Origin of the sequence: Mesorhizobium sp. M7A.F.Ca.AU.001.01.1.1 (assembly GCF_004022735.1) — a bacterium.
GTDB classification, from domain to species: domain Bacteria; phylum Pseudomonadota; class Alphaproteobacteria; order Rhizobiales; family Rhizobiaceae; genus Mesorhizobium; species Mesorhizobium ciceri.
This window is the reverse complement of sequence record NZ_RZPF01000060.1, coordinates 1-14,413: the sequence shown is the minus strand read 5'-3', so window position 1 is coordinate 14,413 and position 14,413 is coordinate 1. Positions and strand designations below refer to the sequence as shown.

At 64.8% G+C, this 14,413-nt stretch carries 12 protein-coding genes and 1 pseudogene; 7 read left to right on the top strand and 6 right to left on the bottom strand.

Annotated features, from left to right (window positions below):
- From EN884_RS06200 to EN884_RS06185, 3 genes and pseudogenes are all read left to right on the top strand, one after another.
- Positions 1-109: pseudogene (locus tag EN884_RS06200) on the top strand (septum site-determining protein MinD); the annotation flags it as partial.
- On the top strand, positions 106-378 hold the full coding sequence (gene minE, locus EN884_RS06195) for a cell division topological specificity factor MinE (protein ID WP_024501686.1): 273 nt from the start codon (positions 106-108) through the stop codon (positions 376-378). The pseudogene EN884_RS06200 and the gene minE, both read left to right, overlap by 4 nt.
- Positions 379-745: 367 nt before the next feature.
- Complete coding sequence (locus tag EN884_RS06185; RefSeq protein WP_063168607.1) at positions 746-2,212, top strand: hypothetical protein; 1,467 nt, start codon at positions 746-748, stop codon at positions 2,210-2,212.
- Between the two features lie 288 nt (positions 2,213-2,500).
- Here EN884_RS06185 and EN884_RS06180 read toward each other — a convergent pair whose 3' ends face one another.
- The 6 genes from EN884_RS06180 to EN884_RS06155 all read right to left on the bottom strand — a co-directional run bounded on the left by EN884_RS06180 (position 2,501) and on the right by EN884_RS06155 (position 10,143).
- Positions 2,501-4,285: an ABC transporter ATP-binding protein gene (locus EN884_RS06180; protein ID WP_063168606.1), complete on the bottom strand. Its 1,785-nt coding sequence runs from the start codon at positions 4,283-4,285 to the stop codon at positions 2,501-2,503.
- 9 nt (positions 4,286-4,294) lie between these two features.
- Positions 4,295-5,329, bottom strand: coding sequence for a glycosyltransferase (locus EN884_RS06175; RefSeq protein ID WP_063168605.1), 1,035 nt, complete (start codon positions 5,327-5,329; stop codon positions 4,295-4,297).
- A 3-nt stretch (positions 5,330-5,332) separates the two neighbouring features.
- Positions 5,333-6,439, bottom strand: coding sequence for a glycosyltransferase family A protein (locus EN884_RS06170; RefSeq protein WP_063168604.1), 1,107 nt, complete (start codon positions 6,437-6,439; stop codon positions 5,333-5,335).
- Positions 6,436-7,605: an acyltransferase gene (locus tag EN884_RS06165; protein ID WP_024501681.1), complete on the bottom strand. Its 1,170-nt coding sequence runs from the start codon at positions 7,603-7,605 to the stop codon at positions 6,436-6,438. The genes EN884_RS06170 and EN884_RS06165 overlap by 4 nt, the downstream gene beginning before the upstream one ends.
- 571 nt (positions 7,606-8,176) lie before the next feature.
- On the bottom strand, positions 8,177-9,418 hold the full coding sequence (locus EN884_RS06160) for an ATP-binding protein (protein ID WP_063168603.1): 1,242 nt from the start codon (positions 9,416-9,418) through the stop codon (positions 8,177-8,179).
- Positions 9,415-10,143, bottom strand: coding sequence for a response regulator (locus tag EN884_RS06155; protein ID WP_013530679.1), 729 nt, complete (start codon positions 10,141-10,143; stop codon positions 9,415-9,417). The genes EN884_RS06160 and EN884_RS06155 overlap by 4 nt, the downstream gene beginning before the upstream one ends.
- A 239-nt stretch (positions 10,144-10,382) precedes the next feature.
- On the opposite strand from EN884_RS06155, the gene EN884_RS06150 reads away from it, so the two are divergent.
- The 4 genes from EN884_RS06150 to EN884_RS06135 form a co-directional block, all read left to right on the top strand.
- The gene (locus EN884_RS06150; RefSeq protein ID WP_063168602.1) at positions 10,383-11,063 is read left to right on the top strand and encodes a hypothetical protein; all 681 of its coding nucleotides are present in this window, start codon (positions 10,383-10,385) and stop codon (positions 11,061-11,063) included.
- A 161-nt stretch (positions 11,064-11,224) separates the two neighbouring features.
- Positions 11,225-11,431: a hypothetical protein gene (locus EN884_RS06145; protein WP_013530681.1), complete on the top strand. Its 207-nt coding sequence runs from the start codon at positions 11,225-11,227 to the stop codon at positions 11,429-11,431.
- Between the two features lie 305 nt (positions 11,432-11,736).
- Positions 11,737-12,948 (top strand): efflux RND transporter periplasmic adaptor subunit, encoded by a 1,212-nt coding sequence (locus EN884_RS06140; RefSeq protein ID WP_050580405.1) that lies wholly within the window; start codon positions 11,737-11,739, stop codon positions 12,946-12,948.
- A 3-nt stretch (positions 12,949-12,951) separates the two neighbouring features.
- On the top strand, positions 12,952-14,413 hold a 1,462-nt coding region (locus EN884_RS06135), incomplete at its 3' end, for an efflux RND transporter permease subunit (RefSeq protein ID WP_206617560.1).

The following is a 14,413-nucleotide window of genomic DNA, read 5'->3' as shown; positions in this document are numbered from 1 at the left end:
GGCCTATATCGACGCCGCCAGGCGGCTGGAGGGCGAGGAATTGCCCGTCATCGTGCCCTTCGAGCGCAAGGGCTTCCTCGATCGTCTTTTGGGAAGGAGGGCGGCATGAACCTGCTCGACATCTTCAAGCGGCGCTCCAGCGCCCCGGTGGCGCGCGAGCGGCTGCAAGTGCTGCTCGCCTATGAGCGCCGCAACCGCAGCCAGCCCGACCTCGTCTCCATCCTGCGCGAGGAGATCATGGCCGTCATCGCCAAGCATGTGCAGATCGACCAGGACTATCTGCAGGTCTCGATGGACCGCGGCGAGACCATGTCGACGCTGGAAATCGACATCCAGATCCCCAACAAGAGCGCCGTGCCGCTGGCCATGGCGGGGTGAGGGCAACTTAGGGAGCCGCGATCCTTCGCGCCCCCCTCTGTCCTGCCGGACATCTCCCCCACAAGTGGGGAGATTGGCAATTTCTGCGCTTCAGTTCTTCTTGCAACGTTGGCGATTGGCGAAAGCCCGCATGACCTCCAATCTCCCCCCGTGTGGGGGAGATGTCCGGCAGGACAGAGGGGGCGCTGTCCCGCCGGCAGAACCGGCTTCGCACCCTCGCACCGCATCGCTCGCGCCGTCCAAACCCCTAAAATGTCCCAAATTTACCTTTGTGCCGACGGGGCTTCCCCTGCGCAAGCAGCGGATGTAAGGATATATTAGCAATTTGTTAAGTTCTAAGCGAGGTATGCGTAAGGGGAGTTTGGCGATGAACTTCAGAGGCCTGATCAAGCGTGCTGAAGACGTGGATAAAGCGATCCAGGACCTGCAGATCGATTTGGCGGACGCGCTGGATGCAAGTCTCGACGCCGACGACCTGGCGCCGCCAGAGAGCGACGATGTGCCGGATGCCCAGGCGGCACCCGATGACGGGCCACCCCAGGCCGATGCGGCAAATGACGACAATGCCGGGAATGCCGAGAATGCGGGCGCTGCGGACAGTTCCGAAACCGCGCCAAGACTGACCGCCCATACACAGACCCGGCTGGCTGCATTGAGCGCCTTCGAGGGACTCTTCCACGACGCCAGGGACTATCTGGAGGAGATCAACGACAAGCTGTCGGAGATCGGTACCTCACACCATCTGACGCGCGAATTCCTCAACATCCTGCACAGCGACATCCTGCGCGCCAACGAGCTGGAGGTTGCCAATGCCGCCCTGGCCGCCGAACAGAGGGCTCTGTCGGAAAAGCTGCACGACGCGACGCGAAAGCTGCGCGAGCGTGACGGCGCTTTCGAAGCGCTGCAGCAGCGCGAGACAAGTCTGGTCCAGGACCGGGAGACGCTGCGTGCGGCACTTGCCGCGGTCAGGCTGGAACTCGTCGAGACAGCCAATGCGAGCGCCAAACGCGAGGCGGAGTTCGGCGACATCGCCAAGCGGCTGACCGCCAGGACGGTCGAGGCCAACAGGCGCTTGCGCGAGAGCAAGATGCTGCGCGAAAAGCACGTCAACCTGTCGATCGAACTCGACAAGGCGCTGAAGCGGGAATCGCAAGCGCGCCACAGGCTCGACGAGCTGTCGGCGGTCCATGCCACCGAAGCAGCGCGGCTGGCGGAGCTGCTGGCGGCGCTCGGCAAGAGCGAGAAAGAGGAGATGCGGCTGCAGAAGTCGCTCGAGGCGGCACAGGCGAAACTGTCGGAAACGACCGAAGCGGCCCACATGATGGAAGGCGACAAGGAAGCCGAGCTGGCTCGCAGCCAGGCGGAAATGCGCGGGTTGAGCTCGGAGATCCAGAACCTGCAATCGCGGCTTGAGCAGGTGTCGAGCGAAAACGGCGAAGCCGCGGGCGAGATCGCCAGGCTCAAGAGCGAACTGAACGATGCTCTGGCCGAAAAGAAGATCGCCGATGAAAGATTGTCCGCGCTGAGCCAGGAGAGCGAAAGCGACAAGATGAGTCTTTCCAAGGTGAACGCCAACCTTTCTCAGCTGACGCTGCAACAGGCGTCCGAACAGATACAGTTCGACGTGCAGAGGCAGGAGTGCGAGGACCTCAAGGCCGAAATCGCCTCGCTCAATGCCCGGATCAAGGAACTGCTGCCCTATGAGCGGCTCCACAAGGCCACCAATGGCAGGCCGCGCGAGGACGGCGTGGTCGAGATGGCCGGGGCGATGGCGAAGAAAGCACGGACGACGGGCAGGCGGCGCATGCGCAGGAATGTCGGCGCCGCCACCTGAAGCGTGTCGCGCCTGAAGGATTCAGGCGACCCGCTTCAGATCCTTCTTTTGTGCATGGGAGGCCGGCACCTCACCCGGAGAGTAAGTCCAATGGGGCACCGGCCAGGCGGATCGACAGGTCCGCCGCACAGACAAGGTAGCGCGCCGCGGTCCCGCACGGCATTGGTGCGATCACGGAAGGTGCCAGCGGCAATTCCCCTGGCTTGTGATTCGAACCCTTGCGACGACCCGCCGGCCGGAGGCTGCAGACACGCCCAGGATAAGATCGCGGGCCGGCCCGGCGCCTTCTCAGTCGAGCGGTTCGTGCTGGTAAAGCTCGTCCATGCTGAGCGAGGCCAGGGCGCCGAAAGGGGCCTGCTTTTTCACGCGGCCGCCGCTCAGGATGACCACGTCGTCGCAGAACGAGATGGTGCTGTGGTGATGGCTGATGACGATGGTCGTGCGGCGGCCGGCTCTCGACTTCAGGGTCTCGACGATGGCCGCTTCCGACAGCCCGTCCACGGCATTGGTGGCCTCGTCCAGGATGAGGAGATCGGGATCGCGCACCAGGGCTCTCGCCAAGGCGATGCGCTGCCTCTGTCCCGCCGACAGATTGATGCCCCTGTAGCCAACCAGGGTCTCGTAGCCCTGAGGCAGCCTTTCGATGAATTCATGCGCTTCGGCCAGTCTTGCGGCGGCCTCGGCATCGCCGGCAGTCGCGGCATCCTGGCCGTAGGTTATGTTTTCGAAAATGCTGCCGTCGACCAGTTCCAGTTCCTGGCTGGCCAGGGCGATGTGCCGGCGCCACTGGCTGGCATCGATCCGGTCGAGCGGCGATCCATCGACGAGGATGTTGCCGGTGTCCGGTTCGACGAAGCGGCACAGGAGATTGACGATCGTCGTCTTGCCGGCGCCCGAGCGGCCGATCAGCGCCGTCGAGCGGCCACCGCGGATCTCGAATGTCGCCGCGTGCAGCACCACCTCGCGCCGGTCCGTGCCGGAGTAGGTGAATGTCACATCGTCGAACTTGATGCCCTGGCGCAGGCCGTGGAATGGCCCGTCCCCTTGCGGCGGTTGCGGCTTGCCTGTGGGATCCAGCAGCCAAGTCACCTCCTCAAGCGATCCGCTCAGGCCTTGCAGCTGGCTCCACGACCCCTGCAGGGCCCGCATATGCGGCTGCAGCCTGTAGAGCAGGATGACGAAGGCAATGATCAGCGGGAAACTCACCTGCGCCAGCCAGGCGCCGATCACCACCGCCAGGAACAGCATGGCGTGGAGAACCTCCGTCAGCGGCGGCAGCGCTCCCTGGCGCACGAGCAGCGCGAAGGAGGCGCGGCGAACCGCATCCGACGCCGTGTCGAACATCGCCTTTTCCCGGTTCTCCTGTCCGAAGATGCGGATCAGCCGTCCGGCATGCACAAGGTGAAGCATCTGCGAGGCGAGGTGGCCGTTGCGCGAGGCGACGCTGCGGCTTGGCTCCTTCAGATTGGCTGAGAGCATGGCGTGCGCGATCTGGACGAGCGCCAGTCCGAGCGTGACCAAAAGCGTCATGCGCCACGAAAGCAGCAGCAGGAAAGCCAGGAGGATGATGGCGGCCGATGCGCTGACGATGGCCGACAGCATGATCTGGATCGCATCGGAAGCCCGCCAGGATTCGTTGGAGATGATGTTGAGCAGGCGTCCGGGGCTCTGCCGCAGGAAGAACGGGTAGCCGACCCGCAACAGCTGCTCCGACAGGGCGCTGCGGATGGAATGGCTTGCCTTGCCGGAGATGAAGGTCGTCAGCAGCGTGTTGGCGAAGGCGAAGACGTTCTTCAGGATGATCGAGCCGAGGATGGCGGCCGAAATGACGATCAGCCGGTCGCGCTCGCTCAAGCCCGATCCGACGTGCTGGAGGACGGCGGAGAAGCCTGCCATTCCGGCGGCATCCCCGTGTCCCATGATGATGCCCAGCAACGGGATGATCAGGCCGATGCCGAACCCTTCGAGGACGGCGCTGACCAGGCCGAGAATCACCACCGCCGGAAGCAGGCGCAGTTGCCGCTTTCCGAACGCCCGGAACAGCATCGGCAGGTTTGGCGGCAGCATTGGCATTACAGCGTTTCACCTCGCCTGGGCATTGGCTTGTTGATCTTGCCGCACCGGTTCGGCCCGCGGCCGTCTGACCAGCAGGAGAACCGCGAACCTGGCCGCGCCGAGCAAATTCATGGCGACGATCGGCCAGTGCGGCAGGTTGAGTTCACGATCGAAGGCGGGTCCTCCCGCCAATTCCCTGAAAGCCCCTCTTGCGGCCCAGTAGAAATGGCGAAGCAGCCAGGGCGCGTGGCGAACATGCTTCAGGCAGAGCCCGCCATTGCCCAGGCTGTAGTCGCGATGCAGCTTTTCGATGGCTTTGCGATCCCGCCGGCCGTGATGGTGGAAAATCGTCATGTCAGGCACATACTCGACCGCGATGCCGAGCAGCATCGCGCGCACGAGGTAATCGGTATCCTCGGCCGACCGCAATGGTCCGCCGGCGCCGAAGCGTTCGTCGAAATAGCCGATGCGGGCCGCTACATCGCGGTGCATCGTCATGTTGCAGCCCAGCACGAAACCGCCGGGATGAACATCTGGCGTCAGCCGCTCGCGCGCCCACGACCGCTTGATGGTGAACGGCAAATCCCTGGCATCGCCAAGCTCGACACGGCCGCCCCGGATGAGCCATTGTTCCCCGGACGCATAGTGTCGCTCCAGATCGCGCAGATAGTCGCGATGGAGCGCGCAGTCGTCGTCGACGAAGACCAGCACACGGCCGCGCGCGCGCCTCAGCCCGGCGTTGCGCGCAGCCGCCAATCCGGGGCGCGGCTCGCAAACGGGCGTGAACGGAATGTCCGACGCAGCCGCGATGCTGGCCAGGCGTTCGGCCGTGCGGTCGCTCGAACCGTTGTCGACGACCACGAGTTCGGCGGCGAAGCCGGCATGTGCGCGGCATGCGGCTTGCACCGACTTGATGCAGGCATCGAGCACGGCGACGCGGTTGCGCGTGCAGATGATGAAGCTGACTTCCGGCGCCGCTCGTTCCGGGCGGGGACCGGCCGGGGCGGGGCCAAGCGCCGTCGAACGATCGCGCTGCAGGGGTTGGTTGACTTTGACGATCATGCCTCAGCCCGCCTGATAAGGTGCCAGAACCGCCGCGGCGGGCGCAGATTTGAAGAAGTATGCCATGGCATCGGCCTGCCTGGCGGCCGACAGCGAAGCGCGGCTGAGCCAGGGCGCCCAGGCGCCGGGCCGCAGCGCATATTGTTCGCGGCGCCGGATGACGTTCCATTTGGCGGTCCGCGTCAGCAATTCATGGGTGAGCGCGGGCTGGTTTTCGTCGGCGACGAGCTGGTAGAGGAAATAGAATAGGTTCAGCGCGCCGGCCTCGAAGCTCGGCCGCGTCGCCGCCGGCAGCGAGGAAATCTCCTCCTCCAGCGCGACGATGAAGTCGGCCGCACGGGCGACGGTGCCGTGGCTGACCGCATCGCCAATGTCGCGCAGGTCCCGCGTGGCCTGCGCCAGGTCCTCCCGCTCGAGGTTCTCGGCCACGATCCGCAAATGCGTCCTGCGCATCTCCTTGACGTGCCGGCTCGTCACGCTTGCCTCATGGACGCGGTAGACGACCAGGTTTTCGGGCATCATGGCTGCCGGGTAACGGCCGGCCAGCCGCCTGAAAAGATCGAAGTCCTCGGCATGCCGGTAGGCCTGGTCATAGTGCAGGACGCTGTCGTCGATGACCTTCCTGTTGTAGACGACCGTCGGGTGCATGAAGATCGTGAAGAACATCGCCAATACAGGGATGCGGCCGAACTGGAACACCGGATCGGGCCTGCCCCTGGCGATGCGGCCGCGGATCAACATGTCGACGCCGGCGCCGCAGAAGCCCAGTTCGGGCCGCCGCTCGAACAGCGCCACCTGGCGCGACAAACGCCAGGGATAGGCGACGTCGTCGGCATCCATCCGCGCGACCAGTTCGCCCCGGGCGATCGCCAGCCCTTCGTTGAGCGTCGCGACAAGGCCACGGTTTTCGCGCGAGATGATCGAAATGCGGCTGTCGGCCTTTTGGCATCGCTCGAGTATCTCGAGCGAATTATCGGTCGAACCGTCATCGATCGCGATGATCTCCAGGCGACTGTGATCCTGCCGCAGGATGCTTCCCAGCGCGGTGGCGAGATAGGGACCGGCATTGTAGACCGGCAACAGGACGGAGACGAGCGGTGCGGCGATCATCGTCTTGCATCCGTGCGCTGGAGTTCGAGCGCCGGTGTGCGGCCATCGGGCGATCCGCCAGCCGCCGTCGCGAGCCAGCCGCCATGGCTGCCCTGTGCGGAGCGGGTGCGCGCGACATAGGGGAAGTGGCGCTTCAGGCTGTTGAGCGGCCTCTCGAAAACCACCCAGGAAATCGAGGCCGCGACAATCGTGGCGGCGCTCGCAACCAGGAAACGCCCTGGCCCTTGCTCCGAGACGTTGAGCGGAATCCAGGGTTGCGCCTTGACGGCGAGCGACAGCAATATCGGATGATAGAGATAGACGCCGTAGCTGATGCGGCCGAGGCCAAGCAGCGGCGGCAGTTCGGCAAGCTTTCCCAAAGTGCCGCCAAGGCCGCGCGAACAGGCTGCGACGATGACCATCAGCGGCACCAGCGGCAGGACTTGCCGCACCAGCCAATGGGTCCATTCGAGCATCGGATCGGCGGGCGCAGGCACAAACCACTCGATGACAAGGAATGCGGCCGCGAAGGCAGGCCAGCTGAGCCGCATCCAGTGCGGCAGGGCCGCGCCCCTGGATCGCCAGCAGGCAAGCAGCGCGCCCGTCGCCAGCGCATCCATGGATGCCGGCGGCAGCAGGTCGCGCGCCAGCGTCGTGTTGGCGGTGAGCGGCCAATAAAAGCGATAGGCCAGCGACAGTGCGATGACGCCGATGCAGATCTGTTCGAAGCGGCGGCGCGGGGCCAACAGGACGACCAGCGGCCAGGCAAGATAGAACTGCTCCTCGATGCTCAGGCTCCAGAAATGGCACAGCACCCAAGGGTTCCAGTCATTGCGCAGCGCATACCAGAAATTCGACAGGTAAAGCGCATGCCAGACCAGCGATCCCCTGGATTGGTCCAGGTCGACCAGCCAGACGAAACCCAGGACGGCGAAATAGGGTGGAAATATCCGCAAGCCTCGCCTGATATAGAAGGATCGCAGCGCGGGACCGGTCTCGAATTCGGCGGCCGAACGCGCTTCCAGGAGCAGGCGCGTGATCAGGAAGCCGCTCAGCACGAAGAACAGCCGCACGCCGATATGGCCCCAGAATGAAGATCCTCCAGCGGCGAAGAAATGGGAATACAACACCATCGTCACGGCGATGGCTCTCAACGCATCCAGTTGGATGTCGCGGGCGCTTCCCATCAGCGGCATCCGCCAGCGTGATGGCCGCGACCAAGCCGCCAGCCGGCCGTTTCGAGCGGCAGGCCAAGGCGGGCGAGACCCGCCAGAGCGCAGGCATCGTCAAACCTACGCTCGAAATCGACGGACGGGTAGCTCAAGCTGGTCAACCTGGCGGGATCCTCCACGGCGCATATCCAGTCGCAAACGAGTCCCCCAGGAGATCGTTCGGCTACGGCATTGTGCGGCGCAACACAAAAAATCTACCCAGCTGAAATACTTATGTGAGCAAGTGCTAAAAAATTGAGAAAACCGAGCGTTTCTCGTCAATTCTGGCGATTTTTCTCAGAACTTAAACGCTGTGGTTTAAATTTTGCCGATGTTCCCGCCTCGGTTGATTTGCGAGCTCGTGGCTTAAGAGCCTAGTTCTTTGTTAGACCACAGGAAATTCCGTAATCTATATTTTGTCTATATGGATCCGGCCCTGGCTCCGTGAAGAAATGATTTGGAACCATTAGCTTTGCGCGGTGCAGCATCGTCTCTGTTTTTCGTCGTTGCCACGCGCAACGCCCATTACTCGGCTGACCGCCAACCCTCACACCGCGTCGAACACCACCGTCTGCTCCAGCCCGCCGCCCCGGCGGTTTTCCAGTGTTACCGTGCCTCCGTAGCGCTCGATGATTTCCTTGGCGATGGCGAGGCCAAGACCAGCTCCGGGGATCGATTGCAGGCGGCCGGGGTCGACGCGGAAAAAGGGCTCGAACGCCTTGTTCAGGAGTTCCGGGGGGATGCCCGGCCCATGGTCCGATATGGTCAGCACGGCGCGATTGTCGGTCGCGGCCAGGTCGATGCGGCACGCCTTGCCATGGGTGGCGGCGTTGACGATCAGGTTGCGCAAGGCGCGGCGCAGGCCGAGCGCGCCGGCGCGCACGCAAACCTTTTCCAGGTGCCCGATCGAGACGGCATGGCCGAGCGACACCATCTCGGCTTCGATATCGCGCACCGTCTTTGCCAGGTCCACCGCTTCGACGGCGTCCTGGTTGACCTCTTCGCGCACCAGGCGGATGGCGCTGTCGGCGATGCGATCGAGTTCGTCGAGGTCGTGAAGCCATTTGTCGCGTTCGTCGTCCAGGAATTCGGCGCGCAGCCGCATGCGCGTCATCGGCGTGCGCAGATCATGGCCGGCAGCCGCGACCAGCCGCATGCGGCTTTCCATGGCGGTCCGCAGCCGCGACGAGAGCTGGTTCAGCGCATGCGCGGTGGCCTTGACCTCGGCCGAACCCACTTCCGGCACCGCCGCCAGCACGCCGTCCGATCCGATCTTGGAGACGGCGGCCTCCAGCATTTCGAGCGGTCGGATCAGCACCGAGGTGAAATAGACCGATACCGCCGTGGCGCCGGCGACGATCAGCGAGATCCAGCCGGCCAGAACCAGCCATTCTCGCCGCGGCGGCTTGAGGTGCGGCACCTCAATGATCGCCCATCGGCTGTCGGGCAGGTGCATCGATGCGATCTGGCCGGGTTCGTCCGGCTTCTCGTTGACGACCGCGGGAAAGTCGAGGCCACGGCGGTGCAGGATGTCGTTGAGCATCGCCGTTTCCGCACGAGCCACCTTGCCGCCCGCTGGATGGTCGGCGAATTGAACCCGCAGGACGTCGGGGATCGGCCCCGGCAAGAGCCGCACCACCATTTCCATCTGTTGGGCAATCCACGGCACGGTCAGTTCCGGCGGCGGTCCGCCGCCGCGCACGCTGATGACGGCGGCCGTCGCCAGGCCGACGACGCCGACGATCGAGGCGACCAACAGCAGGATGAGACGGCGGCGCAGCGAATTCACGCGTGGCTCTCCACGGTCTCGACACGCGCCGTGAGCTGGTAGCCGCCATTGCGCACGGTCTTGAACAGCGGCCCGTCGCCGGTGTCGGAAAATTTGCGGCGCAGCCGGCTCACCAGCACATCGACCGAGCGTTCCAGCGGATCGCGTTCGCGGCCCTGCGTCAGGTCGAGAAGCTGGTCGCGCGACAAAAGCCGGCCGGGACGGTCGAGAAACACCTGCAAAAGATCGAACTCGGCGCCGGTGAGGTCGACGGCCACGCCTCGCGCATCCGTCACCTTGCGGGTCTCCGGTTCCAGCCTATAGCTGGCAAAGCGGTAGATGCGCGCGCGCGGCGGCGCGGGCGCCTCCTCGGGCGTCGAGCGCCTGAGCACCGCGCGGATGCGGGCAATGAGCTCACGCGGGTTGAACGGCTTGCCGAGATAGTCGTCGGCGCCGAGTTCCAGGCCGATGATGCGGTCGACATCTTCCTTCAGCGCGGTCAGCAGGATGATCGGGGTGTGCGGCTTGCGGTCGCGCAAACCGCGGCAGATATCGAGCCCCGAGCCGTCCGGCAGCATCACGTCGAGCACGATCAGGTCGAATTGGCCGGAGCCAAGCCGTTGCTCGCATTCGCGCCGGTCCGCCGCCGCCGTGACGCGAAAGCCCTGGCTGTCGAGGTAACGCTGGAGAAGCGTCCTGATCTCGCGGTCGTCGTCGACGACGAGGATATGGGGTTGTGACTGCATGACCGTGCCGTTGCCGATGAATATTGGGACCCGTGATTGCAGGGGCTTGCCGCGATTATAGGAGAGCCGCGCCCGAGCGGCGTGGAAAATTGCAACCGAACGTTTCCGGCGGGCCATGGGAAACATTCGGAAACAAATTGCCCTTTTGCGGAAACCTTCGGCAACACGCCGACGCGAAGCGGACAAAGACGCTTCCTATCCTCTGAACCGTCCGAAGCATGAGAGAAAGGAACATCTTTATGCCAAGCAGACTTCTTGCGCTCGGCCTGTTTTCCGTCGCCGCAATTCACCCCGCGCTGGCGGCGCAGCCCGACCCCGGCGCCGGACCCGGTGAGCCGCCCCCTGTCATGGCCATGCAGGATGGGGCAGGCCACGGCCGGAATGGACCCGGCCCGCATGGACCGATGCGACCTGGTTCGCAGGGTTTCGGCCCGCAAGGCTTTGGCCCCCGCCGCATGGGTCCGCCGCCGGAATTCATGCTGGCCGCCCGGCTCGCCGCGCTGGAGACCCGCGTCGGCATCCGCACCGAACAGCTCGACGCCTGGCGCGACTACACCAGCGCGCTGCAGGCGGTGCTTTCGCAGCCTCGGCCTGACCGCGGGCGGCCCGTTGGTGCTGAAGCGAAGGACCCCGACGCAGCAGGCCCGGGCGGCAAGCCCGATCCCTTCGCCTTCCAGGAAAAGCTGGCCGACGACGTTACCGCCCGCGCGGTTTCGGCCGGCAGACTGAAGGAGGCGATCTCTGAACTGCGCGCCAAGCTGACGCCCGAACAACTCGAACTCCTCGCTTCGGCGGAACGTGCCCATGGATCACCCCCCGGTCCCTGGGGCGGTCCGCCGAACGATGCAGCCGGCCCCAGAGGCCTGCCCAACGATGGCAGGCAGCTCCCGCCCCAGCCCGGGAACGACGAGCAACTCTGACCGACTGCACCGGCCGGCCCGGTACCCAACCCGTTCTCGGGTCGGCCGGTTCTCCGGGGATGGCGGGCGTATCTCCGCCATCCTCGTTTCAATCACGCCCAGTTCGAATCGCGCCAATTCGGAACCATGCCCAATTCGAACCCTGCAATGGAAGCACGACAATGTGGGAAGCCATGATCATGCTGCGGCTGCTCGCGTCCGCCAGCCCGAGGCTCTCGTTCGGTCCTGTCGGGCGAGGCATGCCGCTGGCCCCGCCGGCCGACACGCTGAAGGGCGCGATCCGCCTGAGTTTCGCCGGCTGGCGGTTGTCGCTCCCGCTGTCGCAGCCGCTCGACAACCATGGGCATGATGACCGCAAGATCGCGTGAATTCCGGCAAGGCGCTTGGCATGTCCTCGCTGATCGGCATAATGATGTTGGTGGGCATCGCGGCCGGCTACTCGACCTTCGAGCAGCTCCGGCCGCCGAGAAGGAGCGCGACATGAGCCGCTTCGAAGCATTGCTCGTCGCCGCCCGCAGACCGGCGCGGCCCACCATCAAGATATCGGCCGGCATGCCTCGACCAAGCGGTCGATTGCCCGCGCCCGCAACTCCAGCGAAAGATCATTCAGTCCATGTCTATCCAGCCTAGCCCGTCTTTGCAGCCGGCACGCCGTCTGGCGCCCTGGACCGCGATGTTCGCATCCGCCTTTCTGCTGGCGGCCTGCTCGCAGGAGAGCAGCGCCCCCGCAGGCATGGGCGCGCCCGGCAAACCGGAAGTCGGCGTCGTCACCCTGCATCCGCAATCGGTGGCGATCACCGCCGAACTGTCGGGACGCACGGCGGCCTCGCTGGTTGCCGAAGTGCGCCCGCAGGTGAACGGCATTATCCAGCAGCGCCTGTTCAAGGAGGGCAGCGAGGTGGCGGCTGGACAGCCGCTCTACCTCATCGATCCGGCGAGCTACAAGGCGTCCTACGATAGCGCGGTCGCCGCACAGCAGAAGGCGGAAGCGGCGGTGCCTACGGCGCAGGCCAAGTTCGACCGTTATGCCGGCCTGTTGAAGCAGAACGTTGTTTCCAAACAGGATTATGACGATGCCGCCGCCACGCTGGCGCAGGCGCAAGCCGATGTCGCCTCGGCCAAGGCCAGTGCCGAGACGGCGCGCATCAGCCTCGACCGGACCTCCATCACGGCACCGATCGCCGGGCGCATCGACAAGTCCACGCTGACGCCGGGCGCGCTGGTGACCGCGAACCAGGACACGGTGCTGACCACCATCCGTGCCCTCGATCCGATCAATGTCGACGTCACGCAGTCGAGCACCAACCTGCTCAATCTGCGCCAGGCGATCTCGGAAGGGCGGCTGAAGTTCAGCGGGCCCAATGTCAGCGTGAAGCTGAAGCTCGAGAACGGCACCATCTACACGCAGACCGGCAAGCTGGAATTCGCCGGCGCCAATGTCGACCAGACCACCGGCACCTTTGCGCTCAGGGCCGAGTTCCCCAATCCCGACCGCCTGCTTCTGCCCGGCATGTATGTGCGGGCACTGGTCGAGGAGGGCGTTGCCCAGAACAGTTTCCTGGTGCCGCAGCGTGCCGTCAGCCGCAACACCAAGGGCGAGGCCACCGCCATGGTCATCAATGCGCAGGGCAAGGTCGAGACGCGCGTGCTCGCCGTGCGCAACAGCGTCGGCAACAACTGGCTGGTGGATTCGGGTGTCGGCGACGGCGACCGCGTCATCGTCGAGGGCATGCAACTGGTGCGCCCCGGCGGCGATGCGACGGGTGTCGAAGTGACGATCGACGAGACGACCGGCGAGGTCAAGGACCGCGGGCAGAGCACGTCCGCCGCACCGGCCGCGTCCAATGCGGCGAAACCGGCGCCTGCCGCCGCGACCGGGAACTGAGCGATGTCACTATTCTTCATCAACCGGCCGATCTTCGCCTGGGTGATCGCCATCGTGATCATGCTGGGCGGCCTCCTGGCGCTCACCTCGCTGCCGATCTCGCAATATCCGCAGATTGCGCCGACGACAGTCAACATCAGCGCCACCTATCCGGGCGCCGACGCGCAGACGGTCGAGAACTCGGTGACCAAGGTCATCGAGCAAGGCATGACCGGTATCGACAATCTCGACTACATGACGGCGACGTCGACCTCGACCGGTTCGGCCTCGATCACGCTGACCTTCACCACAGCGGCCGATCCCGATACCGCCCAGGTGCAGACGCAAAACAAGCTGCAGCTGGTGCAGTCGCAGCTGCCGCAGGTGGTGCAGAGCAACGGCATCACCGTCTCCAAATCCTCGACCGGCTTCCTGATGGTCATCGGCTTCGTCTCGACCGACGCCAAGATGAACTCGACCGATCTCGCCGACTATGTCGACGCCACCGTCAACGACACGCTGAAGCGCGTCGAAGGCGTCGGCTCGACGCAGCTGTTCGGCTCCGGCTATGCCATGCGCATCTGGCTCGATCCGGACCAGCTCGCCAAATATGCCCTGATGCCGAGCGATGTGGCGACCGCCATCGAGGCACAGAACACGCAGGTTTCGGCCGGCCAGCTCGGCGGCCTGCCGGCGCGCAAGGGCCAGCAGCTCAATGCCACGGTGACGGCCAAGAGCCGGCTGCAGACCGCCGAACAGTTCCGCAACATCATCCTGAAGAGCCAGACCGATGGCTCTCTGGTCCGCCTCAACGATGTCGCCACCGTCGAGCTCGGCGCCGAAAGCTATACGACGCAGGCCAATTACAATGGCAAGCCGGCGGCCGGCGTCGCCGTCAATTTGGCGACCGGCGCCAACGCCATCAACACCGCCGAAGCGGTGCGTTCGACGATCGCCCGGCTGAGCTCGACCTTCCCGCAAGGGGTCGAGGTCGTCTATCCCTACGACACCTCGCCTTTCGTGCGGCTGTCGATCGAGGAGGTGGTCAAGACGCTGGCCGAAGCAATCGTGCTGGTGTTCCTGGTGATGTTCATCTTCCTGCAGAATTTGCGCGCCACCATCATCCCGACGATCGCCGTGCCGGTGGTGCTGCTCGGCACGTTCGGCGTGCTGTCGCTGTTCGGCTATTCCGTCAACACACTGACCATGTTCGCCATGGTGCTGGCCATCGGCCTCTTGGTCGACGACGCCATCGTCGTCGTCGAGAATGTCGAACGCGTGATGCAGGAGGAAGGCCTGTCGCCGAAGGAGGCGACGCGCAAGTCGATGCACGAAATCACCGGCGCGCTGATCGGCATCGCCACGGTGCTTTCGGCCGTGTTCGTGCCGATGGCTTTCTTCGGCGGCTCGACCGGCATCATCTACCGGCAATTCTCGGTGACCATCGTCTCGGCGATGGTGCTGTCCGTGCTGGTCGCCCTTGTGC

Bases quoted from the DNA above. Each gene is read 5' to 3' on its own strand.
- EN884_RS06185 (WP_063168607.1), top strand. From the start codon at position 746: ATGAACTTCAGAGGCCTGATCAAGCGTGCTGAAGACGTGGATAAAGCG.
- EN884_RS06145 (WP_013530681.1), top strand. From the start codon at position 11,225: ATGTGGGAAGCCATGATCATGCTGCGGCTGCTCGCGTCCGCCAGCCCG.
- EN884_RS06140 (WP_050580405.1), top strand. From the start codon at position 11,737: ATGTTCGCATCCGCCTTTCTGCTGGCGGCCTGCTCGCAGGAGAGCAGC.
- minE (WP_024501686.1), top strand. From the start codon at position 106: ATGAACCTGCTCGACATCTTCAAGCGGCGCTCCAGCGCCCCGGTGGCG.
- EN884_RS06180 (WP_063168606.1), bottom strand. From the start codon at position 4,285: ATGCCAATGCTGCCGCCAAACCTGCCGATGCTGTTCCGGGCGTTCGGA.
- EN884_RS06155 (WP_013530679.1), bottom strand. From the start codon at position 10,143: ATGCAGTCACAACCCCATATCCTCGTCGTCGACGACGACCGCGAGATC.
- EN884_RS06150 (WP_063168602.1), top strand. From the start codon at position 10,383: ATGCCAAGCAGACTTCTTGCGCTCGGCCTGTTTTCCGTCGCCGCAATT.
- EN884_RS06170 (WP_063168604.1), bottom strand. From the start codon at position 6,439: ATGATCGCCGCACCGCTCGTCTCCGTCCTGTTGCCGGTCTACAATGCC.
- EN884_RS06165 (WP_024501681.1), bottom strand. From the start codon at position 7,605: ATGGGAAGCGCCCGCGACATCCAACTGGATGCGTTGAGAGCCATCGCC.
- EN884_RS06175 (WP_063168605.1), bottom strand. From the start codon at position 5,329: ATGATCGTCAAAGTCAACCAACCCCTGCAGCGCGATCGTTCGACGGCG.